The 26690-nt window shown below is 71.7% G+C and carries 29 protein-coding genes; 7 read left to right on the forward strand and 22 right to left on the reverse strand.

The features are described 5' to 3' along the window. Nucleotides 1-37 precede the first annotated feature (37 nt). The 4 genes from ACWGIF_RS26715 to sigE all read right to left on the reverse strand — a co-directional run bounded on the left by ACWGIF_RS26715 (nt 38) and on the right by sigE (nt 3461). Entirely contained in the window at nt 38-472 is a 435-nt protein-coding gene (locus tag ACWGIF_RS26715) for a sec-independent translocase (RefSeq protein WP_453501192.1), read from the reverse strand. A 140-nt stretch (nt 473-612) separates the two neighbouring features. Then, a complete protein-coding gene (locus ACWGIF_RS26720) occupies nt 613-1974 on the reverse strand; it encodes a S1C family serine protease (RefSeq protein ID WP_453501194.1) in 1362 nt (453 codons plus the stop codon). Nucleotides 1975-2028: 54 nt separating this feature from the next. Beyond that, nucleotides 2029-2685 carry a zf-HC2 domain-containing protein gene (locus ACWGIF_RS26725; RefSeq protein WP_453501196.1) on the reverse strand — a complete coding sequence of 219 codons (657 nt, stop codon included), beginning with the start codon at nt 2683-2685 and terminating at the stop codon, nt 2029-2031. Further along, nucleotides 2682-3461: an RNA polymerase sigma factor SigE gene (sigE, locus tag ACWGIF_RS26730; protein ID WP_453501198.1), complete on the reverse strand. Its 780-nt coding sequence runs from the start codon at nt 3459-3461 to the stop codon at nt 2682-2684. The genes ACWGIF_RS26725 and sigE overlap by 4 nt, the downstream gene beginning before the upstream one ends. Nucleotides 3462-3639: 178 nt before the next feature. Between sigE and ACWGIF_RS26735 the strand changes: the two genes are divergently transcribed. Next, entirely contained in the window at nt 3640-4302 is a 663-nt protein-coding gene (locus tag ACWGIF_RS26735) for an O-methyltransferase (RefSeq protein ID WP_037919526.1), read from the forward strand. Between the two features lie 95 nt (nt 4303-4397). Here the strand turns inward: ACWGIF_RS26735 and ACWGIF_RS26740 are convergent, their stop codons facing one another. Together ACWGIF_RS26740 and ACWGIF_RS26745 are read right to left on the reverse strand one after the other, a co-directional pair. Beyond that, a complete protein-coding gene (locus ACWGIF_RS26740) occupies nt 4398-5012 on the reverse strand; it encodes a hypothetical protein (RefSeq protein ID WP_453501201.1) in 615 nt (204 codons plus the stop codon). A gap of 128 nt (nt 5013-5140) precedes the next feature. Then, on the reverse strand, nt 5141-5308 hold the full coding sequence (locus ACWGIF_RS26745; RefSeq protein ID WP_003966491.1) for a DUF3117 domain-containing protein: 168 nt from the start codon (nt 5306-5308) through the stop codon (nt 5141-5143). 332 nt (nt 5309-5640) lie between these two features. Here ACWGIF_RS26745 and chcB point away from each other — a divergent pair, with 332 nt between their 5' ends. Beyond that, on the forward strand, nt 5641-6444 hold the full coding sequence (gene chcB, locus ACWGIF_RS26750) for a 2-cyclohexenylcarbonyl CoA isomerase (RefSeq protein ID WP_453501203.1): 804 nt from the start codon (nt 5641-5643) through the stop codon (nt 6442-6444). Between the two features lie 52 nt (nt 6445-6496). Here the strand turns inward: chcB and ACWGIF_RS26755 are convergent, their stop codons facing one another. Further along, nucleotides 6497-7087, reverse strand: a complete 591-nt coding sequence (locus ACWGIF_RS26755; RefSeq protein ID WP_453501205.1) for a DNA-3-methyladenine glycosylase I — start codon at nt 7085-7087, stop codon at nt 6497-6499. Continuing rightward, nucleotides 7084-7437 carry a DivIVA domain-containing protein gene (locus ACWGIF_RS26760; RefSeq protein ID WP_453501207.1) on the reverse strand — a complete coding sequence of 118 codons (354 nt, stop codon included), beginning with the start codon at nt 7435-7437 and terminating at the stop codon, nt 7084-7086. The genes ACWGIF_RS26755 and ACWGIF_RS26760 overlap by 4 nt, the downstream gene beginning before the upstream one ends. 76 nt (nt 7438-7513) lie before the next feature. Here ACWGIF_RS26760 and folP point away from each other — a divergent pair, with 76 nt between their 5' ends. Continuing rightward, nucleotides 7514-8374: a dihydropteroate synthase gene (gene folP, locus ACWGIF_RS26765; protein WP_453501209.1), complete on the forward strand. Its 861-nt coding sequence runs from the start codon at nt 7514-7516 to the stop codon at nt 8372-8374. A 37-nt stretch (nt 8375-8411) separates the two neighbouring features. Here folP and ACWGIF_RS26770 read toward each other — a convergent pair whose 3' ends face one another. Beyond that, entirely contained in the window at nt 8412-9179 is a 768-nt protein-coding gene (locus tag ACWGIF_RS26770) for an LOG family protein (protein ID WP_453501211.1), read from the reverse strand. A gap of 64 nt (nt 9180-9243) precedes the next feature. Then, on the reverse strand, nt 9244-10323 hold the full coding sequence (dapE, locus tag ACWGIF_RS26775; protein WP_453501213.1) for a succinyl-diaminopimelate desuccinylase: 1080 nt from the start codon (nt 10321-10323) through the stop codon (nt 9244-9246). 87 nt (nt 10324-10410) lie between these two features. On the opposite strand from dapE, the gene ACWGIF_RS26780 reads away from it, so the two are divergent. Beyond that, on the forward strand, nt 10411-11400 hold the full coding sequence (locus tag ACWGIF_RS26780) for a hypothetical protein (protein ID WP_453501215.1): 990 nt from the start codon (nt 10411-10413) through the stop codon (nt 11398-11400). A gap of 266 nt (nt 11401-11666) precedes the next feature. After that, nucleotides 11667-12020: an ATP-binding protein gene (locus tag ACWGIF_RS26785; RefSeq protein ID WP_453501217.1), complete on the forward strand. Its 354-nt coding sequence runs from the start codon at nt 11667-11669 to the stop codon at nt 12018-12020. Between the two features lie 135 nt (nt 12021-12155). Here the strand turns inward: ACWGIF_RS26785 and dapC are convergent, their stop codons facing one another. Together dapC and fdxA are read right to left on the reverse strand one after the other, a co-directional pair. Then, a complete protein-coding gene (dapC, locus tag ACWGIF_RS26790; protein ID WP_453501219.1) occupies nt 12156-13265 on the reverse strand; it encodes a succinyldiaminopimelate transaminase in 1110 nt (369 codons plus the stop codon). 119 nt (nt 13266-13384) lie between these two features. Continuing rightward, complete coding sequence (gene fdxA / locus ACWGIF_RS26795) at nt 13385-13714, reverse strand: ferredoxin (protein ID WP_030713714.1); 330 nt, start codon at nt 13712-13714, stop codon at nt 13385-13387. 117 nt (nt 13715-13831) lie between these two features. Here fdxA and ACWGIF_RS26800 point away from each other — a divergent pair, with 117 nt between their 5' ends. Beyond that, entirely contained in the window at nt 13832-14821 is a 990-nt protein-coding gene (locus ACWGIF_RS26800; protein WP_453501221.1) for a GNAT family N-acetyltransferase, read from the forward strand. Next, nucleotides 14818-15612 (forward strand): transglutaminase-like domain-containing protein, encoded by a 795-nt coding sequence (locus ACWGIF_RS26805; protein WP_453501222.1) that lies wholly within the window; start codon nt 14818-14820, stop codon nt 15610-15612. Before ACWGIF_RS26800 ends, ACWGIF_RS26805 begins: the two co-directional genes overlap by 4 nt. 152 nt (nt 15613-15764) lie before the next feature. On the opposite strand, the gene ACWGIF_RS26810 is transcribed toward ACWGIF_RS26805, so the two are convergent. From ACWGIF_RS26810 to ACWGIF_RS26855, 10 genes are all read right to left on the reverse strand, one after another. Beyond that, nucleotides 15765-17756 carry a peptidoglycan binding domain-containing protein gene (locus ACWGIF_RS26810; RefSeq protein ID WP_453501224.1) on the reverse strand — a complete coding sequence of 664 codons (1992 nt, stop codon included), beginning with the start codon at nt 17754-17756 and terminating at the stop codon, nt 15765-15767. Nucleotides 17757-17961: 205 nt separating this feature from the next. Beyond that, the gene (locus tag ACWGIF_RS26815) at nt 17962-18345 is read right to left on the reverse strand and encodes a DUF6113 family protein (RefSeq protein ID WP_453501225.1); all 384 of its coding nucleotides are present in this window, start codon (nt 18343-18345) and stop codon (nt 17962-17964) included. Further along, nucleotides 18342-19238, reverse strand: a complete 897-nt coding sequence (gene mshB, locus ACWGIF_RS26820; protein ID WP_453501226.1) for an N-acetyl-1-D-myo-inositol-2-amino-2-deoxy-alpha-D-glucopyranoside deacetylase — start codon at nt 19236-19238, stop codon at nt 18342-18344. Before mshB ends, ACWGIF_RS26815 begins: the two co-directional genes overlap by 4 nt. A gap of 21 nt (nt 19239-19259) precedes the next feature. Beyond that, nucleotides 19260-19454, reverse strand: coding sequence for a hypothetical protein (locus ACWGIF_RS26825; protein ID WP_030036986.1), 195 nt, complete (start codon nt 19452-19454; stop codon nt 19260-19262). Between the two features lie 351 nt (nt 19455-19805). Continuing rightward, complete coding sequence (locus ACWGIF_RS26830) at nt 19806-20933, reverse strand: ABC transporter ATP-binding protein (RefSeq protein ID WP_453501227.1); 1128 nt, start codon at nt 20931-20933, stop codon at nt 19806-19808. Continuing rightward, on the reverse strand, nt 20926-21909 hold the full coding sequence (locus ACWGIF_RS26835) for an ABC transporter ATP-binding protein (protein ID WP_453501229.1): 984 nt from the start codon (nt 21907-21909) through the stop codon (nt 20926-20928). Before ACWGIF_RS26835 ends, ACWGIF_RS26830 begins: the two co-directional genes overlap by 8 nt. An 11-nt stretch (nt 21910-21920) precedes the next feature. Beyond that, nucleotides 21921-22937: an ABC transporter permease gene (locus ACWGIF_RS26840; RefSeq protein WP_453501230.1), complete on the reverse strand. Its 1017-nt coding sequence runs from the start codon at nt 22935-22937 to the stop codon at nt 21921-21923. Then, nucleotides 22930-23853 (reverse strand): ABC transporter permease, encoded by a 924-nt coding sequence (locus ACWGIF_RS26845; protein ID WP_453501232.1) that lies wholly within the window; start codon nt 23851-23853, stop codon nt 22930-22932. Before ACWGIF_RS26845 ends, ACWGIF_RS26840 begins: the two co-directional genes overlap by 8 nt. Before the next feature lie 83 nt (nt 23854-23936). Next, nucleotides 23937-25565: a peptide ABC transporter substrate-binding protein gene (locus ACWGIF_RS26850; RefSeq protein WP_453501234.1), complete on the reverse strand. Its 1629-nt coding sequence runs from the start codon at nt 25563-25565 to the stop codon at nt 23937-23939. A 107-nt stretch (nt 25566-25672) separates the two neighbouring features. Beyond that, nucleotides 25673-26599, reverse strand: coding sequence for a GNAT family N-acetyltransferase (locus ACWGIF_RS26855; protein WP_453501236.1), 927 nt, complete (start codon nt 26597-26599; stop codon nt 25673-25675). Nucleotides 26600-26690 lie beyond the last annotated feature (91 nt).

Here is a 26690-nt window from a genome sequence, read left to right on the forward strand (position 1 = left end):
TAGCCATCCGACCCCGGATCGCCGGGCAGGCTGCGTTTCAGGTGGCGTCGGCGTCGAAGCGGGAGCGCTGGTCCTGGGCCGGGGCGGCGGGCTTCTTCAGCAGGTCCGGCCCGGTGACGGCGGCCGCCGAGGAGGCCGGGGCGGGTTCGGTCTCCGGGTTGTTGACGGCGTCGGCGACGTCGTTGAGTTCCTTGCGGAGATCGAAGCTGCTGCGGATGTCCTTGAGGTCTTCGTTCTCGCCGAGCTGCTTGCGGATGAAGGTCTTCGGATTCAGGTCCTCGAACTCGAAATCCTTGAATTCCGGGCCGAGTTCGGAGCGGATGTCCTGCTTCGCGCTGTCCGAGAACGCACGGATCTTCCGGATGACACCGGAGACGTCCTGAATGACCTTGGGCAGCTTGTCCGGGCCGAAGACGAGAATGGCGAGCACCACGATCGTGACCAGTTCGAGTGCGCCTATGTCGTTGAACACCTTGCCGCTCCTCGGCTCTCTCTCATCGGGCCCCGACACACGGTACCCGGCGTTGTCCCCGGGCCATACCTGCGTGCCGCCTCCTTGGCCCTTTCGCCCCCGGACTTCGTCCGGGAGGTGACCCCGCCGTCATCCGGTGCTCATGACCCGTTCGCCGAACCGAGGACCACGGCCAGCGTGCGTTCCCGGCCCTCGCGCAGCACCGTGAGGGTCAGCGGGTCGCCCGGGCGGTGAGCCCGGATCTTGATGATCAGCTCGTCACCGCCGCGTACGCGCTGGCCGTCCACTTTGGTGATCACGTCGCCGGGCTTGATCCCGGCACGCGCGCCGGGTCCGCCGGCGATCACGGACGGCTTGCCGTCCTCGCCCTTGTCCCCCACCCGGGCCCCGTCGCCGGTGTAGTCCATGTCGAGGGTGACCCCGATGACGGGGTGCGTGGCGCGGCCGGTGCTGATGAGCTCCTCGGCGACGCGCTTGCCCTGATTGATGGGGATGGCGAAGCCGAGTCCGATGGAGCCGCCCTGCCGGCTGGGATCGTCCTTGTCGGCCCCGCGGATGGCGCTGTTGATGCCGACCACGCGGGCCTGGGCGTCGAGGAGGGGGCCGCCGGAGTTCCCCGGGTTGATGGGGGCGTCGGTCTGCAGCGCGTCCACGTAGCTGATGTCGCTGCCGTCGCCCTTGTCGCCGCCCGCGGTGACCGGCCGGCCGGTGGCGCTGATGATGCCGGCGGTGACGGTGTTGGACAGGTCGAAGGGCGCGCCGATGGCCACGACCGGGTCGCCGACCTTCACGTTCTCGGAGTTGCCCAGGCTCAGCGGCCGCAGTCCCCGTACCCCGCTGACCTTGACCACGGCCAGGTCGTAACCCGAGTCGCGGCCGACCAGCCGGGCGGTGACGCTCTCGCCCGTGCTGAAGGTGACCGCTATCTCCCGGGCGTCGGCGACCACGTGGTTGTTGGTCAGGATGTGCCCCTGCTGGTCGAGTACGAAGCCGGTACCCGTGCCGCTGCCCTTCTCGCCCCGTACGTGGAGGGTCACCACGCCGGGCAGCGCGGTGGCCGCGATCCCGGCCACGCTCTCGGGCGCCCGGCCGGTGTCCGCGACGGCGGACTGGGGGAGTTCCAGGCGGGTGCTGCTCTGCCGCTCGGCGAGCACGCCGGCGTAGCCGCCGATTCCGCCGGCGAGCAGGGCCGTTCCCGCGCTGAGGGCCGCCACCTGCCACAGCCGGAACCCGCGCCGGTCCATGCCCCGGTCCACGACCTGCAACGGCTGCTCGCCCCAGGGGTCGTACCGCACCGCGCGGATCCCCTGGTCGGGGACCGCACCCTCGACCGGCACGTGAGCCCCGGCGACCGGCGGGCCTCCACTCTGCCCGTCCCCGGCTCCGTCCCCGTCCCCGGCTCCGGGCCGCGGACCGGGCAGCGCCTCGCCGCGGCCGTCGGCCGTGCCCTCGGGCCGGCTCCACCACTGTGGAGCCGGATCGGTCTGCTGCCTGTCGGCCATGGGTGCTCCCCGCGTACCTGTGCGCATGTGCCGCAGATTCAACCAGGTCCGCGGTCAGCGCAGCAGGGAGACGGGACGCGCCGGGCTCGGCGGGGTGGGGTGGAGCGGCGGGAGCGGGGTCGCGACGGTCGACAGAAGGGTCGGGACGGCCGCGGGGGTGGGCAGCCGGTCGCGCACCGCCGCGTCGGCCACGGGCAGGGCGGGGCCCGTCCTGGTGGCGGGGGCGGGTGAATCTCCCCGGCCGTTCGGATCCACGGCCTCCAGCGGCAGCGCACCGCCCAGCGCGAGTGCGGCCAGCGACACCGCTCCGGCGGCGACGAAGGCGAAGCGGCGGCGCGGCCGACCCACCTCGTGGATGCGGAAGCCCTCCTGCTGCGGCCGGGCGGCCACCGGCAGCCCGTACGCGAACGCCTCGAAGGGATCGGCGCCGGGGGGACCGGGCGGGCCCGCGGGGCCGGACGGGCCGTCGAGACCACCGCCGGGCAGCCCCTGCAGCCGGGCCAGCAGGCCGGCGGACAGCGGTGGAGGCGCACTCTCCACGAACATGGTCTTCAGACGCCGCTGGGCGTCGGCCTCGGCCTTGCACTTGGCACAGGTCGCCAGGTGGGCCAGGACCCGCTCGCGCGCGTCGTGCTTCAGCTCCCCGTCCACCAGGGCGGCGAGCCGGTCGCCCAGGTGCTGTTCGGCGGGGGACGGACTGGCTGCGCTCACTCGGCTCCGCCCTCTCCCCCGGCGCCGGGCGCGCCCATCGCCACACCGGCCAGGGCGCGCTGCTCGGCACGGGCTGCGGGGGACCGGTGCTTGAGCGCCTTGCGCAGGTGCGAACGGCCCCGGTGGATACGGCTGCGCACGGTACCGAGCTTCACGCCGAGCGTGGCGGCGATCTCCTCGTACGACAGGCCCTCGATGTCGCACAGCACCACGGCCGCCCGGAACTCGGGGGCGAGGGTGTCCAGGGCCTGCTGCACGTCCGCGTCGAAGTGGGTGTCGTGCAGCACCTGCTGCGGGGACGGCTCACGGCTCGGCAGCCGCTCGGCGGCGTCGTCGGCGAGTGCGTCGAAGCGGATCCGCTGCTTGCGGCGGACCATGTCCAGGAAGAGGTTCGTGGTGATGCGGTGGAGCCAGCCCTCGAAGGTGCCGGGCGTGTACGTGGACAGCGAGCGGAAAACGCGGACGAAGACCTCTTGGGTCAGGTCCTCGGCGTCGTGCTGGTTACCCGTCAGACGGTAGGCAAGGCGGTAGACCCGCGCGCTGTGCGTGCTGACGATCTCCTCCCAGGAGGGAGGGGTCCACGCCTGGGACCCCGCATCGGCGGCAAAGGTCGCGGTGGCTGCGGTGTCTGCGGTGTGGAAGCGGTCAGCAATGTAGGTCACGGATTTCGGCTCACCCGCCGACCGGAAGAGGCGTCTGAAGGTGCCCCGACGATCCACAGGCGCAGCCGCACCTCCCCTGTCGGCTCCGGTGGTGTCCAGTGGAGTCCCTACCATAGCCACCCCCTCTGTCAGCTCCGGATAAGCGTTTTTGCAGTATCTTTACGCGGGACTTAGGCCCCGGAGCGGTCCCGGCCGTCGATCTGCCCGGCACCGTCCCCTCTTATCCCGCCTCCACCCTTCACAACGCCCGGTCCCATCTGCGGGTTCCCGACGTCAACGGATACAGTCACCGTTGCGCCAACTATGGGGACAGGAGAGGGTCATTACCGGCAACCGGCAGACGAGCTGGGCGTTCGCCGACGCGTTTGTCGCCGAGGACGACGCTCTGCGATGGGCCCGCGACCGGTCCAGGGAAGCGGGCCTGCGGTCCGTCTCCCCCGGGACCGGGGCAGCGCTGCGCCTGCTGGCCGCCACCGCGGACGCCAAGGCGGTCGCCGAGATCGGCACCGGAACCGGCGTCTCCGGCATCCACCTCCTGCACGGGATGCGCCCGGACGGGGTGCTGACCACGGTCGATCCCGAAGCGGACCGGCAGGCGTTCGCCCGCCAGGCCTTCCGCGCCGCCGGCTTCGCGGGCAACCGCGCCCGCTTCATCCCCGGCCGCGCCCTCGACGTCCTGCCCCGCCTCGCCGACGGTGGATACGACCTCGTCTTCTGCGACGGGGACCCGGCCGAGTCCCTCGACTACCTCGCCGAATCGTTGCGTCTGCTGCGCCCCGGTGGGCTGGTGTGCTTCGAGGGGGTCTTCTCCGACGGCCGTACGGTCGACTCCGCGGCCCAGCCGGTGGAGGTGCTCCGCGTTCGCGAGCTGCTGCGCAGCGTCCGCGAGAGCCCGGCCCTGGAGGCCGCGCTGCTTCCGGTGGGCGACGGGCTGCTGTGCGCCGTGCGCCGCTGAGTCCGGGCCGCCCCGGTCAGCCCCGTACCCCTCGCTCAGTCCCGTAGCCCCCGGTCCCGCAGTCCCCCCGTCCTGTAGTCCCGCAGCCCCCTGGCTCAGCTCAGGAGCGCGAAGGTGAGGGCCGCCGTGCCGCCCAGCGCGGTGCCGGCGAGGAGCTGGGCCACCGTGTGCGCCTTCAGCTCCAGGCGGGACCAGCCGACGGCGGCGATCAGGACCACGGGCAGCACCTGCGGGCCGAAGACGAGCGCCAGGATCATCACCGTGCCACCGGCCACCGACATGTGGACGGATATCTGCCAGCCGACCGTGACCAGCAGGGACGCCACGAGGCCGACGAGCATCGCGACGACGAGCGCGAAGACGTCCCGGGGGGCGCCGAGGGCGTGCAGGAGCGTGATCCCGGCGACGACGGAGGCCAGGCTCAGCGTCATCGGGACGACCCGCTGCCGCCGCACCCGTATGTGCTGGTCGGTCAGGGCCCCCCGCCTGACGCCGAGGGCGATGATGCCGATCGGGACCACGCCGCAGAACAGGGCGGCGAACAGCCCCCAGCCGAGGCCGGACCACGACGAGGTGCTGCGCCATCCGATGAGCAGGAGCAGGGCGACCACCAGGTTCGCCGGCGCCAGGACGTCCGAGAGGACCCGGGCCGTCTTCTGGCGGGGCGTGCAGTCGGCGAAGGCGGGCGGCGCAGGCGGCGAGAAGGTCACGGCGTGGCTCCGGAACGGCTCATGTCCTCGAACACGACACAACGCTGCCCCGGCCGCTGATCGCGGTCGGGGCAGCGCAGAGAATGCAGAATGCAGAAGGCGGAAGTGCTGTCAGCGTCCCAAGGGGATCAGCCGACGACCTTCTTCAGGGCGTCACCCAGGGCGTCCGCCTCATCAGGGGTCAGTTCGACGACAAGCCGACCGCCGCCCTCGAGCGGTACGCGCATGACGATGCCCCGCCCCTCCTTGGTGACCTCGAGCGGGCCGTCGCCCGTCCGCGGCTTCATGGCCGCCATGCTCGTTCCCCTTCCTGAAACCAGCTCATCGTCAGCCGACGGCCCCATTCAGGCGCCTAGTACCCGGCATCGAACACATTGCTTCCCAGCCATTATCCCGCATGTCAGGACCCGATGACCAACATCGCCCGGGAACGCTTGGGCAACGCGCTCGACCAAAACCACTCATTTCGGGGATCCGCCTGCGATACTTCGCCGCTGCGCCCCGGGAACCGCAACGGCTGTCTTTGACACACATCACATGTGCGCATCGCTTCCGGTCCGCCATGCTGACCCTTGCACCGGCCGGTACCGGCCGGTAGTCAAGCCCGCGACGAAGGGGGACCCCTGCCATGGCCGACAGCGTGCTCTACGAAGTGACCGACGGACTCGCGACCATCACGATCAACCGTCCGGACGCGATGAACGCCATGAACACCGAGGCCAAGGTCGCCCTGCGCGACGCGGTCCGGGCGGCGGCCGACGACACCGCCGTACGTGCCGTCCTGCTGACCGCGGCCGGCAACCGGGCCTTCTGCGTGGGACAGGACCTCAAGGAGCACATCGGGAACCTCGCGGCGGACCGCGAGACCGGTTCCTCGCTGACCATGAACACGGTCAAGGAGCACTACAACCCGATCGTGCGGGCGCTCACCGAGATGCCGAAGCCGGTGGTGGCCGGGGTGAACGGCGTCGCGGCCGGGGCCGGCTTCGGCTTCGCGCTGGCGGCGGACTTCCGGGTCGTCGCCGACACCGCCTCCTTCAACACCTCGTTCGCCGGCGTGGCGCTCACCGCCGACTCCGGGGTCTCCTGGACCCTCCCCCGCCTGATCGGCGCCTCCCGCGCCTCGGACCTGCTGCTCTTCCCGCGGTCGGTCAAGGCCCAGGAGGCGTACGACCTCGGCATCGTCAACCGCCTGGTGCCCTCGGACTCGCTGCACGCCGAGGCCGAGGCGGTGGCGCGGGCGCTGGCCGCCGGCCCGACGGTCGCGTACGCCGCCCTGAAGGAGTCCCTGGCCTACGGCGCCTCCCACTCCCTCGCGGACGCCCTGGAGCGCGAGGACGTCCTCCAGACCCGCGCGGGCGCCTCCGAGGACCACGGCATCGCCGTCCAGGCCTTCCTGGCGAAGCAGCCGCCGAAGTACCTCGGCCGCTGAGCCCCCGGCCCCCGCGCAGGCTCGTGCGCTGCGCGGGCCCCGCGGCCGGGCTTCAGGCGGGGTGGCGGGAGGTGCAGGCCGCCAGGTGGTCGTTGACGAGGCCGCAGGCCTGCATGAGGGCGTAGGCCGTCGTAGGGCCGACGAAGCGGATACCGGCCTTCTTCAGGGCCTTGGCGAGGGCGGTGGACTCCGGGGTCACCGCCGGGACCTCGGTGACCGTCTGCGGCGCCGGGCCGGGCCGTTGCGGGACGTGCGACCAGATCAGCTCGTCCAGCTCGCCCGGCTCCCACCCGGCGAGGACCTTCGCGTTGGCGAGGGTCGCCTCGATCTTGGCCCGGTTGCGGATGATGCCCTCGTCGGCCAGCAGCCGCTCCGCGTCCCGCTCGTCGAACTCCGCCACCGCCGCGATCGCGAAGTCGGAGAAGGCCTTGCGGAATCCCGCCCGGCGCCGAAGGATCGTCAGCCAGCTCAGCCCGGACTGGAAGGCCTCCAGGCAGAGCCGTTCGTACAGGGCGTCGTCCCCGTGGACCGGACGGCCCCACTCGGTGTCGTGGTAGGCGACGTAGTCCTCCGTGGACAGCGCCCACGGGCAGCGCAGTTTCCCGTCGGGCCCCACGACCGGACCGGCCACCGGACCGGTCACCGCTCGCCGCCCTTGCCGAGGTCGACGTGCCCGGCCGCGTCCGCAGGGGCGGCCGGTCCGGCCGCCGCGGCCGTCAGCTGCGCGATCCTGGCGTCCCGCTCGGCCAGCTCGGCCGCGAGCCGCTCCAGTACGTCGTCCACCTCGGCCATCCGATAGCCCCGCGGGGCCACGGGCAGCCGCAGCGCGTCGATGTCCGCCCGGACGACGGGCCGGGTCTCCGGCAGCCCGTCCGCCACCCGGTCCGGCTCCGCTTCCGGCAGGACGGCCTCCGAGCCACCGCCGATCACCGCGAGGGTGACCGCTGCCACGACCACGACCAGCGCGATCATCAAGAAGAAGAACACGATCAACTCCCCTGAGAGACTCCGGCCACCAGGTTAAGGTCGCAGGCGAGGCGCAAGGGCCGCCGAAGGAGGAAAGAGCAGGATGCTGCGACTGGGCAGGCGCGAGTTCGACACCCACGAGCCGGTGATCATGGCCATCGTGAACCGGACGCCGGACTCCTTCTACGACCAGGGCGCGACGTTCCGCGACGAGCCGGCGCTGGACCGGGTCGAGCACGCGATCGCCGAGGGCGCCGCGATCATCGACATCGGCGGGGTCAAGGCGGGCCCGGGCGAGCACGTGGACGCGGCCGAGGAGGCACGGCGCACCGTCGGCTTCGTCGCCGAGGTCCGGCGCCGCCACCCGGACGTGGTGATCAGCGTGGACACCTGGCGGCACGAGGTCGGCGAGGCCGTGTGCGAGGCGGGGGCGGACCTGCTGAACGACGCGTGGGGCGGGGTGGACCCCAGGCTGGCGGAGGTCGCGGCACGCTACGACGTGGGCCTGGTCTGCACCCACGCGGGCGAGGCGGAGCCGCGCACCCGGCCGCACCGGGTCGCGTACGAGGACGTGATGGAGGACATCCTGCGCGTCACCGTCGGCCTCGCCGAACGCGCGGCCGCGCTCGGCGTCCGCCGGGACGCCATCATGATCGACCCGGGTCACGACTTCGGGAAGAACACCCGCCACTCGCTGGAGGCCACGCGGCGGCTGGACGAGATGACGGCGACGGGCTGGCCAGTCCTGGTCTCCCTGTCCAACAAGGACTTCGTCGGCGAGACCCTCGACATGCCGGTCAAGGAACGCCTGCTGGGCACCCTGGCCACGACGGCCGTCTCGGCCTGGCTGGGCGCGCAGGTCTACCGCGTCCACGAGGTCGCGGAGACCCGCCAGATCCTGGACATGGTCCGCTCCATCCAGGGCCACCGCCCCCCGGCGGTCGCCCGCCGCGGCCTGGCCTGAGCCGGCGGAGGCCGGCTCAGGCCACGGGCGGCGGGAGCTACTTCCCGACTTCCTTCGTCACCAGTGCGATCGCCTCGTCCACGTCGTCCGTGACGTGGAACAGGTACAGGTCCCTCTCCGAAGCCTTGCCCTGGGCGATCACCGTGTTCCGCAGCCAGTCGATCAGGCCGCTCCAGTACTCCGTGCCGAACAGCACGATCGGGAAGCGGGTGATCTTCTGGGTCTGGACCAGGGTCAGCGCCTCGAACAGCTCGTCCAGCGTGCCCAGGCCGCCCGGCAGTACGACGAAGCCCTGGCTGTACTTCACGAACATCGTCTTGCGGACGAAGAAGTACCGGAAGTTCAGCCCGAGGTCGACGTGCTGGTTGAGCCCCTGCTCGAAGGGGAGCTCGATGCCGAGGCCGACCGAGATGCCGTTGGCCTCGCGGGCGCCCTTGTTGGCCGCCTCCATCGCGCCCGGGCCGCCGCCGGTGATCACCGCGAAGCCCGCGTCGACCAGCGCGCTCCCGATCCGTACGCCCGCGTCGTACTCCGGCGAACCCTCCGGAGTGCGGGCGGAACCGAACACACTGATCGCGGGCGGCAGCTCGGCGAGCGTGCCGAAGCCCTCGATGAACTCGGACTGGATGCGCAGGACCCGCCAGGGATCGGTGTGCACCCACTCGGAGGGCCCCGCCGAATCCAGCAGCCGCTGGTCCGTCGTACTGCCCGCCTGCACCTGGCTCCGCCTCCTCAGCACCGGCCCGAGCTGCTGCTCCTCGGGCCGGTGACGAGCTGACCCGTCAGGATTACTGCGGTTGCCCATGCTGTGCTCCCTCCTGCTGATCGTTGGATCAGGGTAGGCGCACAAAGGTGACCGGAAGCGGAATTCAAGAGGTCAGCCAGGCGCGGAGTCGTTCCTCGCAGTGCAGGATCGCCTTCGTCTCGACGCGCTCGTCGACCTTGTGGGCCAGCAGGGCGTCGCCGGGGCCGTAATTGACCGCCGGTACGCCCAGCCCGCTGAAGCGGGAGACGTCCGTCCAGCCGAACTTCGGCATGGCCCGGCCGCCGACCGCCTCCATGAAGGCCGCGGCCGCCGGGTGGGAGAGGCCCGGCAGGGCGCCGCCGGAGGAGTCGTCGACCACGAACTCGGCGATGTCGCAGTCCGCGAACACCTCCTGTACGTGGGCCAGCGCCTCGGCCTCGCTGCGGTCCGGGGCGTAGCGGAAGTTGACCGTCACCGTGCACGCGTCGGGGATGACGTTGTTGGCGACGCCGCCCTCGATGCGGACCGCGTTGAGGCCCTCGTGGTACTCCAGGCCGTCGATGACCGGCCTGCGGGGCTCGTACGCCGCGAGCCTGGCCAGGATCGGGCTCGCCGAGTGGATGGCGTTGGAGCCCATCCAGCTGCGGGCGGAGTGGGCGCGTTCGCCGGACGTGCGGAGCAGCACGCGCAGGGTGCCCTGGCAGCCGCCTTCGACCTCGGCGTTGGAGGGCTCCAGGAGCACGGCGAAGTCGCCCGTCAGCCAGTCGGGGTGGGCCGCGGCGACCTTGCCCAGGCCGTTGAGGTCGGCGGCGACCTCTTCCTGGTCGTAGAAGACGAAGGTGAGGTCCCGGTTCGGCTCGGGAACGGTCGCGGCGATGCGCAGCTGCACGGCGACACCGGACTTCATGTCGGTGGTTCCGCAGCCCCACAGCACGTCGTTCTCGTCGAGGCGGGAGGGGACGTTGTCGGCGATCGGCACGGTGTCGAGGTGGCCGGCGAGTACGACGCGCTCGGGGCGGCCGAGGTGCGTGCGGGCGACGACGTTGTTGCCGAAGCGGTCCACGGTGAGGTGCGGCAGACCGCGCAACGCCTGCTCCACGAGGTCGGCGAGTACCTTCTCGTCGCCGCTCACGGACGGAATGTCGACGAGCCGGGCGGTCAGCTCGGCGGCGTCCAGGGTGAGGTCCAGCTCGGATTCGGACATGGAACCGACCCTAATGCCCCAGGCTGCGGCGAAGCCCCGTACGTCCGGCCGGTGGACGCGTCATATGCCTCAAGTACGGTGGGCCGCGTGTCCGAGAACCGTGATCCCCGTCCTCGTCGCCGCCGCCCGCTGCGTGCGGCCGTCGGCCTGCTCGTTCTCCTCGCGGTGATCGGCTATTTCGCCGTCCAGCGCGCTTCGAACGGCGGTGGCGGTGCCCCGTTCTGCGTGGCCGGCGCGGACGCGGCGGAGGGCGGCGGAGACCCCGAATCCTACGAAATGTCCCCCGAGCAGGCGGCGAACGCGGCGACGATAGCCGCCGTCGGCGTCGCCAAGGGGCTGCCGGACCGGGCGGTGACGATCGCGCTGGCGACGGCGATGCAGGAGTCCTCGCTGCGCAACCTCGACCACGGCGACCGGGACTCGCTGGGGCTCTTCCAGCAGCGTCCCTCGCAGGGCTGGGGCACTCCGGCGCAGATCACGGATCCCGTCTACTCGGCCGGGATCTTCTACGACCACCTCGTCGACGTACCGGGCTACTCGCGGCTGCCGCTGACGGTGGCCGCGCAGAAGGTGCAGCGCAGCGGGTTTCCGCAGGCGTACGCGAAGCACGAGCCGGATGCCACCGTGCTGACCGCGGCCTTCGCCGGCGGCGGCACCCTGGACTGCGGCGGGCCCGCGCCCACGGGGCCGGGTGATCCGCAGAGGGTGCGAGACGGTCTCGTCCGGATCTTCGGCGAGGACGGGCTGCACACCTTCGCCTCGCAGGCCGGCCAGGCGGGCCACGCCGGCCGGAACACCGGAGGCGGCGGCCGGGGCGTCGAGGAGGCCGAGATCACCCTGGTGGAGAAGCGGGACGGCGGCGAAGCCGCGACCCGCCGCAGCCGGGCGATGGCCCATTGGGCTGTGGCCAGCGCGAAGGAGCTGGGCATCTCCCGCGTGTCCTACGCCCAGCGCGGCTGGATCGCGGGCCAGGACCGGGGCCGGTGGCAGGACAAGGGCGGCGCGGGGGCGAAGGCCGGCGACAAGGACCCCCACGACGCGGCACCGGGCGAGGTGCGGATCTTCATGGCCCGCTGATCTCCACGGCGGGCCGGGGGCGGCGGGTCACGCCCGTTCAGGACACCCGGGCGTGCGTACGAGTGATCACTCACGCGGGGGTCGCGGTTCGGTGGGCCGTCGGGGCCGGATGGGCACGGAATGCCTGGTGACGCGCATCCAATGCTCTTGTCGCGGAAGCCGATTAAACGATGCGTTACCGATCCTTTACCTACCGGCACCGCAACCTCACCCGCCCCACGAGCGGTTAGTCACGGCGTACTCAGCCGCTACCGCTTAGGAGCAACATGTCCCTCCCCCTGACCCGTCGGATCGCCCGTGCCGCGCTGCTCCTCGCAGCCGGGACAGCGCCCGTGGTCGGTGCGGCCGGCGCGGCCAACGCCGCCGGCCTGGAGTCCGTGCCGCAGCTGGGCGCCCTCACCGCCCCGGACGCCACCGACGCGGCCGCCACCGCCGAGACGGCCACGGACGCCGTGGGCGAGACCGCCAAGACCCTCCCGGCGCCCGCAGCCGACGTGGCGGGCAAGGCCGGAGGCCTGCTCGGCGGACTGCCCACGACGCAAGAGCTGCCGATGTCCTCGCTGCCGCCCGTGGGCAGCGTCCTGCCGGGTGGACTGCCCGGCGCGCCGCTGGGCGGCTGACACCGCAGGACGTCCGAGGGGGCCGGGAGTGCGAACTCCCGGCCCCCTCGGGCTGTTCCCGGCCCCCTCGGGCTGTTCCCGGCCCCCTCGGGCTGTTCCCGGGGCCCCCTCTGGCCGTCCCGGCCCGTCGACGGTTCAGCCGAGGCGCTTGACCGCCGCCTCCACGCGCTCGTCGGTGGCGGTGAAGGCCACGCGCACGAACCGCGCGCCCGCCTCGCCGTAGAAGTCTCCCGGCGCGACCAGGATGCCCAGGCTCGCGAGGTGGGCGACGGTGTCCCAGCAGGGCTCGTCCCGGGTCACCCACAGGTAGAGGCTCGCCTCGCTGTGCTCGACCCGGAAGCCGTGGGCCTCCAGGGCCGTGCGCAGGGCCGTGCGGCGGGCCGCGTAGCGCAGGCGCTGCTCCTCGACGTGCGCGTCGTCGCCGAGCGCCGCGACGGTGGCCGCCTGCACCGGGGCGGGGGTCATCATGCCGCCGTGCTTGCGGATCTCCAGCAGTTCACCGAGGACGTCCGCGTCACCGGCGACGAAGGCCGCCCGGTAGCCCGCCAGGTTGGAGCGCTTGGAGAGCGAGTGGACGGCGACGATGCCCTTGTACGAGCCGCCGCACACGTCGTCGTGGAGGACGGAGACGGGCTCGGCCTCCCAGCCCAGCTCCAGGTAGCACTCGTCGCTGAAGAGCAGGATCCCGTGCTCGCGCGCCCAGGCCACGATCCGGATCAGTTCTTCCTTCGGGATGACCTTCCCGGTGGGGTTGGACGGGGAGTTGAGCCACAGCAGCTTCAGGCCGGCCGGGTCGAGTTCCGTCGGGTCGTCGTAGACGACCGCCTCGGCGCCGCACAGCCGCGCCCCGACCTCGTACGTCGGGTAGGCGAGCCGGGGGTAGGCGACCTTGTCCCTCGACGTCCCGGTGCCGGCGCCGAGGCCCAGCTGGGTCGGCAGCCAGGCCACCAGCTCCTTGGATCCGACGACCGGCAGGACGTTGCGGTGTCCGACGGCGCTCGCGCCGAGGCGTCCGCGCACCCAGCCCGTGATCGCGTCGCGCAGGGCGACCGTGCCCCACACCGTCGGGTAGCCCGGGGAGTCGGCGGCCTCGACGAGGGCGCGCTGGATGAGCTGCGGGACCGGGTCCACGGGCGTGCCGACCGAGAGGTCGACGATGCCGTCCGCGTGGGCCGCCGCCGTGGCCTTGTACGGCTCCAGCTTGTCCCAGGGGAAGGCGGGAAGACGGTCGGATACTGCGGCCACGGTGGTCTCTGCTCTCTCTGAGTGCTGGTTGCGGAGTGCGGGGTACGGGTCGGAAAACGCCTCGGTCCCGTGCGGCGGGAAGGCCGTACGGGACCGAGGGGCGCCTCTGCCGTGAAAGGTCAGTGCTCGCCGTTGATGCCGGCGGGCAGCGCAGCGATGAAGGGGTGATCGCGCTCGATCAGGCCCAGCTTGGAAGCACCACCGGGCGAACCGAGCTCGTCGAAGAACTCGACGTTCGCCTTGTAGTAGTCCTTCCACTCTTCCGGAGTGTCGTCCTCGTAGAAGATGGCCTCGACCGGGCAGACCGGCTCACACGCACCACAGTCGACGCACTCGTCCGGGTGGATGTACAAGGACCGCTGGCCCTCGTAGATGCAGTCGACGGGGCACTCTTCGATGCATGCCTTGTCCTTGACGTCGACACAAGGCTCCGCGATGACGTAGGTCACGCTCTCGTTCCTCCTCGGTAGGGCTTTCCATATCGCGCGGGAGCGCGGCGTCGTCGATGCCCGCACCTAGTATCTCCGTTCCCGGGCACGATCCGAACAGGAGGGGCGGACAGAGCTGTGGAAATCACTGCCGGTGGACTGCTGGAGGTCCGAATCACCCCGGCTGACGTGGGTAAACGAGTCTCTGTACGACGGGTGGAGACCGGACTGAGCGGATCACCCGAGTTCACGGACACGGTCGGTGTTCTCACATCCTGGAACGAGGGTGTGCTGCTGATCACAAAGAAGAACGGGCAGTCCGTCCGGATCGCGGAATCCTCGCTGGTGGCGGGCAAGATCGTGCCTCCGGCGCCCGCCCGCCGGCGGGGTCCTGCGGCCTCGTTCAAGGAGCTGGCGCGGGTCACCGCGCGGGCCTGGCAGCCGCTGGAGAGCGAGCAGCTGGGCGGCTGGACGCTGCGGGCGGCCGCCGGATTCACCCGGCGGGCCAACTCCGTCCTGCCGCTCGGCGACCCCGGGATACCCCTGGACGATGCACTCGCGCGAGTGACCTCCTGGTATGCGCAGCGAGCACTTCCGGCTTACGTGCAGGCCGCGACGGGGGCCGCCGGCACGCAGGAGCTGCTCTGCGCGGAGCTGGCGCGGCGGGGCTGGGTGTCCGAGGTGTCGGCGGAGGTTCGCGTCGGGGCGCTGGCGCCGGTGGGCGACGTGGACGCGCCGGCGGCTGACTCCGTCCGTCTGACCCGTGTCCCGGACGAGGAATGGCTCGGGCGCTACGGGAAGGTCTCCGACCCGGACCTGGCCCGGCGGATGCTGGTAGAGGGGCCCTCGGTGTGGTTCGCGGCGCTGCCCGGCGGGCGGGCGATCGGGCGGTGTGTGGTCGACGGGCGGTGGGCCGGCTTCGCGGCGGTCACGGTCGATCCCGCGCACCGCCGGGAGGGCCTGGCGACGGCGGTGATGGCCGCGCTGGCGCGGCGGGCGCTGGAGGAGGGCGCATCCGCGGCGTGGCTGCAGGTCGAGACGGACAACGCGGGGGCGCTGGCGCTGTACGACCGGCTGGGCTTCGCGACGCACCACATGTACCACCACTACCGCGGGGCGGCGCAGTGAGTTCGGCGTCCTGGCGGGAGCAGTTCGCCGCGGAGGCGCGGGCGGAGCGGCCCGACCTTGCGCTGCTGTGCCTGCTGCTGGCCACGGAGGGCGACCCGGAGCTGGACGAACGCGCCATGGACTGGGCGCAGATCGAGCTGGACCGGCTGGCCGGGATGCTGCCGTACGGGCTGCGGGGAGGGCGGGCCTGGGCCTCGGCGGTGACGGAGCTGCTGGGCGGGCGCCTCGGCTTCCACGGCACCCCGGCGGACTACGACCGGCTGTCCTCCTCGCTGCTGCACGAGGTGCTGCGGCGGCGGCGCGGGCTGCCGATCCTGCTGTCGGTGGTGTGGCTGGAGGTCGCGCGGCGGGCCGGGGCGCCGGTGTACGGGCTGGGTCTGCCGGGGCACTTCGTGGTGGGCTTCGGGGACCCGGAGGAGGGTGTGGTGGTGGACCCGTTCGCGGGCGGCGCGTCCTTGGGCGCCGGGCCCGCGGAACTCGCGTCGGGGCCGCGGACGCCGGCCAGGACGCTGGACATCGGGCTGCGGATCCTGACCAACATCCGGGCGTGGGCGTCGTCCCGCCCGGAGCACTCGGGGGTCGCCCTGTGGGCGCTGGAGCTGTCGCTGCTGCTGCCGTCGCACCCTGCGGCGCTGCGGTACGAGCGGGCGCGGCTGCTGGTGGAGCGGGGCTCCTTCCGCGAGGGGGCGGCGGAGCTGGAGGCGTACGCCGCCGTGGTGTCCGCGGTGGACGCCGAGGCGGCGGCCCGCATCCGTGCGGAGGCCGTTTCCGCCCGCGCTCTGCTGAACTGACCCTCGCCCGACGGGGCGCCGCCCGGGAACCCGTGCCTCGGACGCCGGCGGGGCCGGGGCTCAGCCCCGCCGGCGTTCGAGGCACTGCGGGTGCGGGGTGCGGCGGTGCGGGGCGGGGGCCCCGCCGCGGCGCCGCACACGGACGCGGTGGGTCAGCTCGGGTTGGTGTCGATCACGACGGTCCGCTCGGCCGCGGTCTTGCCGCGCAGGGCCTTGCCGAGAGCGCCGGCGACGTCCTGCGGGGTGACCGCCGTCTTGTCGCCGGTGCCGCGGGTGATCAGGACCCCGTCGAAGGTGTTCCCGTAGGTCGCCTTGAGCGCCTCCAGGTCGAACTTCTCGGTGAGGCGGCCCTCCACCGGCTGCATGCTCAGGATCTTCGGCAGGGACTTGCTGCCGAAGGCGATGACCTTGCCCCCCGCCTTGACCGTGGCGTTGGCGGACATCGCCGGCTCGGCGAACTCCTTCATGGCCCGATCCAGTTCCGCCTGGTCGATGACCGGCGCCTTGGTGGTCGTCGGCAGCTCGGCCACGGCCGCCTTGCCGGTGGCGACCTGGTCGCGGAAGGCCTTCGTGACCTGCTCGACGGAGGCGTCCACGTCGACCGTGGTGCCGGGCTTGCCGGGGACGGCGACGGCCTTGCCGGTGTCGAACTTGATCGTGCCCTCGGTGACCGAGCCCGCCGTGCCCGCGAGTTCCTGCAGCGCGACCTGCAGCTTCTCCTCGTCGACCGGCATCACGGGGTCGGCGACGCGCTCGTTGCCAAGGAGAGAGCCGATGACCGTGACGGGGTTGTAGTCGCTGCCGGCCGCGTTGCGGACGGTGGTCTGGCTGTCCAGGGTCAGGCCGGCCTTCTCGGGCTTCAGCTCCACCTGCTTGCCGCCGACGCTGAGCTGGATCGGGGCGGCGGCGCGGGTGCCGAAGGCCGTCTGGAGCTTGGACACGGCCTCGTCGCGGCTGCCGCTGATGTCGACGCCGAGGACGGTGGTGCCCTTGGGGACGTCGGAGTGGTTCAGGAGCAGGCCGGCGCCGTAGGCGATGCCGATCAGGGCCACGATGCCGCCGCCGACGAGGACCAGCTTGGAGCGGCCCTTCTTGGCGGGCTTGGCCGCGGCCTTCTGCCGGGCGGGCGCGGGGCGGGGGGCGGCCGGGGCGGGGGCCGGTACCGGGGTCGGCAGCGGGTCGTCCAGCTCGGGGCCGGGCCAGCGCGGCTCCTCCTCGGCGGGCGGACCGCCGACGGGCGGACCGCCGACGGGCGGACCGCCGACGGGGCCGGTCCCGTAACCGGTGGGGCCGGCGGGGCCGCCGGGCTGGCTTCCGTAGACGGGGAACGCCTCGGTGGAGGGGCCGCCGTCGCCCTGGTCGTTCCCGTACACCGGGAAGCCCTGGGTCGATCCGACGCCCGGGCCGCCGGGCATCGGCGCCCCGGGGGCGGGCGCGGGGGCCTGGGCGAAGCCCTGGCCGTACTCCGGCACGGGCGGCTGCGCCGTGCGCGGCGGCGCGTAGGCGGAGTCCGCCACCGGCGGGGCCTGGGTGCGCGGGGGCGGTGCGAAGCCCGCTCCCTGCCCGGCCGGGGGCGGCGGCGTCGGGCTGGGTACGGGCCGCTGCGCGAGCGGCGGCGCGGCTGCGGCCGGCGGCGTCTGCGCCGGGGCGGCAGCGGGCGGCTTGCGGGGGGCGAACCAGTTGCTGGCGGCCTCTTCGCCGGCCTCGGCCGGGCCCTCGGGCCGGGCCGGCTCCGGCTCGGCCTCGATCCGGGTCGGCCGGGGCTGGGGGCGCTGCGAGAGCGGCGGCGCGGGCGTCGGCTCGGGCCCCTGCTGGGGCGACGGCGGGGTCTGCGCCCCGGTGTCGGCCGAGCCGGAGTTGGTGCCCATCGACTTGCGTACGACCACCGGCGGGATCGGCCGCGAACCCGGGATGTTGATCCGGATCCGGGTCGTCAGGGTGGTCTCGGTCTTGGGCCCGTCGGAGTCGGGCGTGGACGGCTTCGAGGTCACAGGGTTCTCCTCCGGAGCGGTCGCCGCGCCAGGCCCGGTTGGCACAGCCGTGGACGGGTACTGGCCGGTTCCATACGGCGGCGTACCCGAGGGGTATGCGGCTCCACCGTGCCCCGTGGGCCCGGAGGACGAACTGTCGGTTTCACGACTCAAGGCAGGTTCTCCCGGTTGGCTCCGCCGCCCGTCATACCGTGCGCGGGCAGCTCGGCGGCCCGTCCACCATACTGGCCGACGCCCGCGCGCAACTGACGGCCGGGAATCAGGGGTTCCTCATAGCGCCCGCCAAACCCCCCTGAAGCGGCCCGCGTGCCCCCTCGCGACCCCCTGCACCGAACTCCCTACGGGGTCCGACACCACGTCACTTGGCAGGCGGCGCGGCTGAAACCGGCCGATCCAGCGGACCGCGCATCGTGGCGCACATCACAGCGAGAACCGTTCCACCCAAAAGGTAGGCGTACATACCGATTCCGGACGAACTGAGGAGGAAGTCACCCTCGGCGCGCGGGACGCCGAGCATCACGTACGCGAGGAACCAGCCGACCACGGCCCCGCCCACCCCGAGGCCGGTGCCGAGGGCGATCCGGCCCCCGAGGAACAGCCCGAAGAGGGCCAGCAGTCCGAGCAGCAGGCCGCCGGGGAACCACAGGTCCACCACCAGCCAGCCGGCCGCGCCGGTGAGCGCGCCCAGGACCAGCAGGCCCAGGCAGGCGGCGATCCGCCCCGCCGTCAGCGGGGCGCTCACGCCTCCACCCCCGCGAAGAGGTCGTGTTCGCGGCGGCCGGCCGGGACGCCCGGCCGCCCTTCGGCCAGCTCGTAGTACTCGCGGGTGAACAGCGGCTGCGCCAAGGCGTTGGAGAGGGCGAAGAAGGGCCCGTCCACGGCGATCTGGGTGGCGTGGGCCCGCATGGCGGCCGCCTTGGCCGCCACGAACGCCTCGTCGGCGTCGATCTCGGCGGTGATCCGCTCGTCGGCGACGACCCCCGGCACGTCCTCGGGCGAGGCCACCCCCGGGAAGGGGGGCGTGCCCTCCGTGGCGCGCAGCTCGGCGAATCCCTCCTCTACGACGGAGCGGGGGACGCGGTTCCAGTAGATCTTCCCGACCTCGTGGGGTTCCCCGAGGTCGCGCCGGTACGCGGTCTCCGCGGCCAGTTCGGCGGCGCGCATGGCGACCCGGTGGGCCTGGATGTGGTCGGGGTGCCCGTATCCGCCGTTGGGGTCGTACGTGACGAGGACCTGGGGACGCAGCTCGCGCAGCACCTCGACGAGGTACGCGGCCGCCTCGTCCACCTCGGCGGACCAGAAGGCCTCCGGCCGGTGGTTCTGCGGGGCGCCCATCATCCCGGAGTCCCGGTAGCGGCCGGGGCCGCCGAGGAACCGGTGGTCGCGAACGCCCAGTTCGGCCATGGCGTCGGCGAGCTCGCCGACGCGGTGGGCGCCGAGGGTGTCATCGCGGTCGGCCGCCAGATGGGCGAGTCCGGGCGGGATGACCTCGCCCTCCTCGCCCAGGGTGCAGGTCACCAGCGCGACATGGACGCCCTCGGCCGCGTACTTGGCCATGGTGGCGCCGTTGTTGATCGACTCGTCGTCGGGGTGCGCGTGCACGAACAGCAGACGACGGGCGGGAAGACCGTTCATGGGCCTAGCCTACGAGGCGGCCTAGAACTTGATGCCACTGATCATGCTCGCCACGTTCGAGGTGAGCTGGCTGAGGGTCGGGGCGATGGTGGAACTCGCCAGGTAGAAGCCGAGCAGCACACAGACCACCGCGTGTCCCGCCTTCAGGCCCGCCCTTCGGACCAGCAGGAAGACGATGATCGCCAGCAGCACCACGGCAGAGATCGAGAGTGCCACGGCGTTTCACCTCCACGTCGAGCGGATATCGGTACGCGTATTCGTGCTCGGCGAGAGTCATACCCACCGTGCGCTACGGATCATAACTATCCGTGCCAGCGCATCGATCGAAATCCGGCAGCACGAGGGGCGCATGCCGCGCGCGTGCGGGGTCACGGGGAGGCCGGCCGGAGGGGCTGTGCGCCTCCCCGGCCGGCTGTCGGCACCCGCACGGCCGCACGCCGCTCAGGCTGCATGCTTCAGATCTCGGGGCAGAAACGGTCAAGTTGCCACCGTGTAAACCGCGTTGGGGGCGGGCTGCCGTTGTCGCACCGGACGTGCGTGCGGTGGCCGGAAATGATCGGTTGTCCGCTAATCCTTCGTCAGCGGAGTGGGTGGCGACGGCGGAGGGGGAGGCGGAGGCGGAGGGGGAGGCGGAGGCGGAGGCGGCGGGGCCGACGGAGGGGGAGGCGGTGGGGCCGAGGGGGGCACCACCTGTTTCTCCGCCGCGAAGTGGCAGGCCGACGGGTGGGCCGCCGGGCCCGAGGGGAAGACCTGCGGGACCGCGAGCAGCGGGACCTCCACCGCACAGCGCGGCTCCGCCTTCCAGCAGCGGGTGCGGAAGGGGCAGCCCGACGGCGGGTTGGCCGGGGACGGCACGTCGCCGGTCAGGATGATCCGCTCGCGGTGTGCGCGGGCCTCCGGGTCGGGGACCGGGACGGCCGAGAGCAGCGCCTGGGTGTACGGGTGGGTCGGGTGGTCGTAGATCTGCGTGTCGGTGCCGATCTCGACGATCCGGCCCAGGTACATGACGCCGACCCGGTCGGAGATGTGCCGCACGATCGACAGGTCGTGCGCGATGAAGACGTAGGACAGGTCGAAGTCGCTCTGCAGCCGCTCCAGCAGGTTGACGACCTGGGCCTGGACGGAGACGTCGAGCGCCGAGACCGGTTCGTCGGCGACGATGATCTCGGGCTGGAGGGCCAGGCCGCGGGCGATGCCGATGCGCTGGCGCTGACCGCCGGAGAACTGGTGCGGGTAGCGGTTGATGTACTCCGGGTTCAGGCCCACGACGTCGAGCAGTTCCTGGACCTTGCGCCGCCGGTCCCCCTTCGGGGCGACCTCGGGGTGGATCTCGTACGGCTCGCCGATGATGTCGCCGACCGTCATGCGCGGGTTCAGCGAGGTGTACGGGTCCTGGAACACCATCTGGATGTTGCGGCGCACGGCCTTCAGGGCTCGCCCCGACAGCCGGGTGATGTCCTCGCCCTTGTACGAGATCGCGCCCGCCGTCGGCCGCTCCAGGTTGACCAGCATCTTGGCCACGGTCGACTTCCCGCAGCCGGACTCGCCGACGATGCCGAGCGTTTCGCCGGCGCGCAGGTCGAAGGAGACCCCGTCGACGGCCTTGACCGCGCCGATCTGCTTGCGGAAGACGATGCCCCGGGTCAGCGGGTAGTGCTTGACCAGGTCCTTCACTTCCAGAAGGGACTCAGCCATGGAGGCACTCCTTCCAGAAGTGGCAGGCGCTGGTCCGCTCCACGGGCGACTCGGTCACCCGGTACAGCGGGGGGACGTCGGTGCGGCACACGGGCTGCGCCATCGGACAGCGCGGGTTGAAGGCGCAGCCGGGCGGGATGGCCACCAGGTTCGGCGGCAGGCCCTTGATGGCGTACAGCTCCTGGCCCTTCTGGTCCAGGCGCGGAATCGAGTCCAGCAGACCGCGCGTATACGGGTGCGCGGGCGCCTTGTAGATCTCGTGGACGGGCGCCGCCTCGACGATCCGGCCCGCGTACATGACGGCGATCTTGTCGGCGACGTCCGCGACCACGCCCAGATCGTGGGTGATCAGGATGAGGCCCATGTTCAGCTCGCGCTGGAGCTCCGCCAGCAGGTCCATCACCTGGGCCTGGACGGTGACGTCCAGGGCCGTCGTCGGCTCGTCCGCGATGATCAGCGAGGGCTCCAGGGCCAGTGCCATGGCGATCATGATGCGCTGGCGCATACCGCCCGAGAACTGGTGCGGGTAGTCCCCCACCCGTTCCTTGGCCGCCGGGATCTTCACCCGGTCCATCAGCTCGACGGCCTTCGCCCTGGCGTCCTTGCGGGACGTCCCGCGGTGGACCTCGTACATCTCGCCGAGCTGCGCGCCCACGCTCAGGACCGGGTTCAGGGAGGAGAGCGCGTCCTGGAAGATCATCGCCATGTCGGCGCCGCGGATCTTCCGCCGCTCCTCCTCCTTCAGCTTCAGCAGGTCCCGGCCCTTGAAGAGGATCTCACCGCCCGCGATCCGGCCCGGCGGCATGTCCAGGATCCCCATCACGGCCTGGGCGGTCACCGATTTGCCGGAGCCGGACTCTCCGAGCACGGCGAGGGTCTCGCCCTCGTCCACCGAGTAGTCGACTCCGTTGACCGCCTTCGCGACGCCGTCGCGCGTCTTGAATTCCACGTGCAGGTCGCGGACTTCGAGCAGCATGTGCGGGCTCCTCAGCGCAGCTTGGGGTCGAGGGCGTCGCGCACCGCGTCGCCGAGCATGATGAAGGCGAGGACGGTCAGGCTCAGCGCGCCCGCCGGCCAGAGCAGCATGTGCGGGGCGTTGCGGATCTGCGAGGCCGCGTTGGAGATGTCGATGCCCCAGGAGACCGTGGGCGGGCGCAGGCCGACGCCGAGGAAGGACAGGGTCGCCTCCAGAGCGATGTACGTGCCGAGCGCGATCGTGGCGACGACGATGACGGGGGCGACGGCATTGGGCGCGACGTGCCGCATCATCATCCGGCCGTTGCCCGCGCCCAGGGCCCGGGCGGCGTGGACGTAGTCGTTCTGTTTCGCGGTGATCACCGAGCCGCGCGCGATACGGGCGACCTGCGGCCAGCCGAGGAGCACGATGAAGCCGACCACCGGCCAGACGGTGGTGCTGGTGACGACGGACAGGAAGACCAGACCGCCGAGGATCACCGGGATTCCGAAGAAGATGTCGGCGACCCGGGAGAGGAGCGCGTCGCCCCAGCCGCCGAAGAAGCCGGCGAGCCCGCCGAGCGCGGAGCCGAGCAGGGCGGCGCCCAGGGTGGCGCAGATGCCCACGGTGATGGAGGCGCGGGCTCCGTAGACGGTGCGGGTGTAGACGTCGCAGCCCTGGGTGTCGTAGCCGAAGGGGTGGCCGGGGGAAGAGCCCTCCTGTGATTTGGACAGGTCGCACTGCAGGGGGTCGCCGCTCGCGATGAGCTGGGGCCAGATCGAGATGACGATCAGGAAGAGGATCATCAGGGAGGAGATGACGAAGACCGGGTTGCGGCGCAGCTGGTGCCAGGCGTCGGACCACAGCGAGCGGGCCTTCTCCCCTGGGCCGGCGGGGCCCCCGGTCTTCTCGACGCCCTCCAGGCTCTCGGCCTCCTCCAGGGCCAGATCCATCGGTCCGCCCTGGCCGGTGGGGGAGATCGCCTCGTGCGGGCGGGGGCCGACGGGGTCGTAGCCGCCGGGGCCTTCGGGGCGCTCGGGATCAGGCATAACGGATCCTCGGGTCCAGGACCGCGTAGAGCAGGTCGACGAGCAGGTTCGCCAGCAGGAAGACGATGACGAGGATCGTCACGAAACCGACGACCGTGGGCGAGTTGTTGCGCAGGATGCCCTGGTAGAGCTGGTAGCCGACGCCGTGGATGTTGAAGATCCGCTCGGTGACGATGGCGCCGCCCATCAGCGCTCCGATGTCGGTGCCGATGAAGGTGACCACGGGGATCAGGGAGTTGCGCAGCAGGTGGCGGGTGACGACCCGGCGGCGGGGCAGGCCCTTGGCGACGGCGGTGCGGACGTAGTCGGCTTTGACGTTCTCGGCGATGGAGGTGCGCGAGAGGCGGGTGACGTAGGCGAGGGAGACCAGCGCCAGCACGATCCCGGGCAGGATCAGCTCGCTGAAGGGGGCGTCCGGAGAGACGGTGGGCCGTACCCATCCCCACTTGACGCCGAAGAGGTACTGGAGCAGATAGCCGGTGACGAAGGTGGGCACCGAGATGACCACGAGCGTCATCACCAGGACGGAGGTGTCGACGGTTCTGCCGCGGCGCAGACCGCTGATCACCCCGAGCGTGATGCCGACCACGACCTCGATGACGATCGCGACGACGGTCAGGCGCAGGGTGACCGGGAAGGCGGTGGCCATCAGGTCGGTGACCGACTGACCGTTGAAGGCCGTGCCGAAGTCGCCCTGGAAGATCTGCCCCATGTAGTGGACGTACTGCTTCCACAGGGGCTGGTCGAGGTAGAGGTCCTTGCGGATGCGCGCGGCGGTGGCGGGGTCGGGAGCCTTGTCGCCGAAGAGGGCCGCGACCGGGTCACCGAGCGCGTACACCATGAAGAAGATCAGGAAGGTGCTGCCGATGAACACCGGGATCATCTGGAGCAGCCGCCGGATCACATAACGTCCCATGGAGTGCTCCATGCCTGTCGATGGGCTCGCGTCGGGGGGCGCGGCGGGCCCCCGCGGGACGGGGGCCCTGATCCGGGGTCGGGTCAGACGACCCTGATCTGGTCGTAGACCGGGACGCTGAACTGGTTGAGGGCCACGTCGGAGACCCGCTCGGAGTAGCCGGCGCTGCCGTTCTGGTACCAGAGCGGGATGGACGGCATCTGGGCGGCGAGGATCTTCTCCGCCTCCTGGAACGTGGCGGTCGCCTTGGCCGTGTCGCTCTCCCGGTTGGCCTCGTCGACGAGCCGGTCGAAGTCGGCGTTGTTGAACTTCCCGTAGTTGGAGGAGGCGCCGGTGTAGTACAGCGGCTCAAGGAAGTTCTGGATCAGCGGGTAGTCGGCCTGCCAGCCCGAGCGGAACGGGCCGGTCAGCTTGAAGCTGCTCTGCTGGTTCCTGAAGTCGGCGAAGGTGCCGATCGGGTTGACCGTGCAGACCGGTCCCTCGCCCAGTGCGTTGTTGATGCTGTTGCAGACGGCGTCCATCCAGTCGCGGTGCGAGCCGGTGTCCACGTTGGAGGTCAGCGTGACCTTGCCGCCGGGGAGTCCTCCGCCCTCCTGGATGAGCTTCTTGGCCTCGGCCGGGTCGTAGACGCATGCGTCGCCGCAGATGGTCTCCGAGAAGCCGCCCTTCTCCCCGAGGGCCGGCGAGGTCCAGTCCTTGGCGGGGGTGCGGGTCTCCCGGAAGATCTGCCTGGTGATCTCGTCGCGGTTGATCGCCCGGGAGATGCCCAGGCGGACCTTCTCCATGCCGCCCTTGCTCCACTGCGGGTCGTACAGCGGGAAGGTGAGGGTCTGGATGATGAGGGCGGGCTGGTTGATGTACCGGTCGCCGAGGTCGTTCTTGACGTTCTTCAGCTGCTGCGCCGGGACGTCGTCGACGAGGTCGAGATTGCCGGAGATCAGGTCGGTGTAGGCGGTGTTGTTGTCCGTGTAGACCTTCAGGTCCACGCCGCCGTTCTGCGCCTTGTCCGCTCCGGTGTACCCGTCCCACTTGCGCAGCTGCATGCCGGTGCCCTTGGTGTACGACTCCACCAGGTACGGGCCGTTGCCCACGGGCTTGTTCAGCCATGCGGCGTGGTCGGTGAAGAAGGCCTTGGGCAGCGGGGAGAAGGCCTGGTAGCCGAGGGTCTCGGGCCAGGTGGAGAACTTGTCCTTCAGCGCGACGGTGAAGGTCTTGTCGTCCTTGACGACCAGTCCGGACATCGTCTTGGCCTTGGGCTCGCCGGACTGCGGGTGCACGTCCTCGTAGCCGACGATGTCGGAGAAGAAGGGCGAGTTGTTCTGCTTGTTGCGCACGTCCGCGCCGTAGTTCCAGGCGTCCACGAAGGACGCGGAGGTCACGGGCTCGCCGTTGCTGAACTTCCAGCCGTCCTTCAGCGTGACGGTGAAGTTCTGACTGTCGGTCGTCTCGATGTTCTCGGCGAGCATGTTCACCGCCTCGCCGGTCTTCGGGTCGTAGCGCTTGAGGCCCCGGAAGAGCATGTCGAGGACCTTGCCGCCCTGCACCTCGTTGGTGTTGGCGGGCTCCAGCGGGTTCTGCGGATCACCCCACGACGAGCTGACGATTCCCCCGTCGCGCTCTGCGCCGCTGTCGCTTCCACCGCCGCAGGCCGTCGCCACGAGGGCGACGGCCACCGCACATGCGGCCCACTTGGCGTGGGTGGCTCCGCGCATGGAGTGCCTCCTAGGGATCCCAAGACTCGCTTAGGGGCCAATGTCACCCTATGTACGGGACCACACACGCATGGTTGGACCGATTGCACCCGTGCGTCACGCGCCTGTCACCCCTGCGAGTGCAAAGGCAGCTCCCAGGTGTCGACGGCGTAGTGCAGGCCCATGCCGTGCGCCTCGTAGAGCGCGAGTGCGCCGGTCTCGTTGCGGGTGTCCACGCCGAGGCCCAACGTGTCACGGCCGCGCGCCGCGTAGGCGGCGAAGCCGTGGCGCAGCAGGAACCCGCCGAGGCCGCGTCCGCGCACGTCCTTGCGTACGCCGATGTGGCTGACCCAGCCCATGCTCGTACGGTCGTCCCGGGTCAGCAGCACGCCCGCGTCGCCGTGTCCGGGCAGGCTCGCGATCCACACCAGGGACCAGTCGAGCTTGCGGCCGTCGATGTGGTCCAGCCAGGTCTCGTACGGGCGGTCCACATGGCCGAAGTGTGCGGCGAAGGTCTCCTCGACCAGGGCGTGCGCCCGTCGGCGGTCGGCCTCGTCGTCACCGCAGTGACGCAGGGTGAGCCCTGCGGGCGGGGCCGGCGGCCGGTCGGCGGCCGGGGACAGGGAGCGGGTCATGACCTGGTAGTGGCGGATGGTGCGATAGCCGCGACCGGTGAGGAGGGAGAGGTCGAGGGTGGGCTTCACGTTGAGCTGGAGTCGCAGGACGCCGGGCCCGGCGGCCAGCTCCCGGGCCCGGGCCTCCATGTGCTCCAGCAGCCGGACGGCGGCCTCCCGGTGGCCGGGCAGCACGTAGTGGTCCCCGTCGACACGACCCGGCCCGGAGTCCGCCCACACGAGGGCGTAGGCCACGAGCCGGCCGCCTTCGAAAGCGAGCCACGAGTCGGTGGCCAGGTCGACGTTGGGGGCGTTGAGGTCCGACTCGACGGTGCCCAGATCGGTCTCCGGACGCCCGATCTCGAGCACGTCGACGGCGTTGAGGAGGGCGCAGATGTCGGCCGCGTCCCCGGGCCCGGCGGGTCGTACGGTGAGGGTCATCCGGTCACTCTCCGACCCCCGCTCCCCCGGCCGCAACAGGTTTCCGCACGGCCACGCGAAACGGCCGGCCCCCGGTGCCGTGGAGCACCGG

The organism is Streptomyces sp. NPDC054849 (assembly GCF_053610945.1).

Bases quoted from the DNA above. Each gene is read 5' to 3' on its own strand.
- ACWGIF_RS26745 (WP_003966491.1), bottom strand. From the start codon at position 5,308: ATGGCGGCCATGAAGCCGCGGACGGGCGACGGCCCGCTCGAGGTCACC.
- ACWGIF_RS26840 (WP_453501230.1), bottom strand. From the start codon at position 22,937: ATGCCTGATCCCGAGCGCCCCGAAGGCCCCGGCGGCTACGACCCCGTC.
- sigE (WP_453501198.1), bottom strand. From the start codon at position 3,461: ATGGTAGGGACTCCACTGGACACCACCGGAGCCGACAGGGGAGGTGCG.
- ACWGIF_RS26830 (WP_453501227.1), bottom strand. From the start codon at position 20,933: ATGGCTGAGTCCCTTCTGGAAGTGAAGGACCTGGTCAAGCACTACCCG.
- ACWGIF_RS26835 (WP_453501229.1), bottom strand. From the start codon at position 21,909: ATGCTGCTCGAAGTCCGCGACCTGCACGTGGAATTCAAGACGCGCGAC.
- ACWGIF_RS26850 (WP_453501234.1), bottom strand. From the start codon at position 25,565: ATGCGCGGAGCCACCCACGCCAAGTGGGCCGCATGTGCGGTGGCCGTC.
- chcB (WP_453501203.1), top strand. From the start codon at position 5,641: ATGGCCGACAGCGTGCTCTACGAAGTGACCGACGGACTCGCGACCATC.
- ACWGIF_RS26845 (WP_453501232.1), bottom strand. From the start codon at position 23,853: ATGGGACGTTATGTGATCCGGCGGCTGCTCCAGATGATCCCGGTGTTC.
- ACWGIF_RS26855 (WP_453501236.1), bottom strand. From the start codon at position 26,599: ATGACCCTCACCGTACGACCCGCCGGGCCCGGGGACGCGGCCGACATC.
- ACWGIF_RS26770 (WP_453501211.1), bottom strand. From the start codon at position 9,179: ATGGGCAACCGCAGTAATCCTGACGGGTCAGCTCGTCACCGGCCCGAG.
- ACWGIF_RS26720 (WP_453501194.1), bottom strand. From the start codon at position 1,974: ATGGCCGACAGGCAGCAGACCGATCCGGCTCCACAGTGGTGGAGCCGG.
- folP (WP_453501209.1), top strand. From the start codon at position 7,514: ATGCTGCGACTGGGCAGGCGCGAGTTCGACACCCACGAGCCGGTGATC.
- dapE (WP_453501213.1), bottom strand. From the start codon at position 10,323: ATGTCCGAATCCGAGCTGGACCTCACCCTGGACGCCGCCGAGCTGACC.
- ACWGIF_RS26785 (WP_453501217.1), top strand. From the start codon at position 11,667: ATGTCCCTCCCCCTGACCCGTCGGATCGCCCGTGCCGCGCTGCTCCTC.
- mshB (WP_453501226.1), bottom strand. From the start codon at position 19,238: ATGAACGGTCTTCCCGCCCGTCGTCTGCTGTTCGTGCACGCGCACCCC.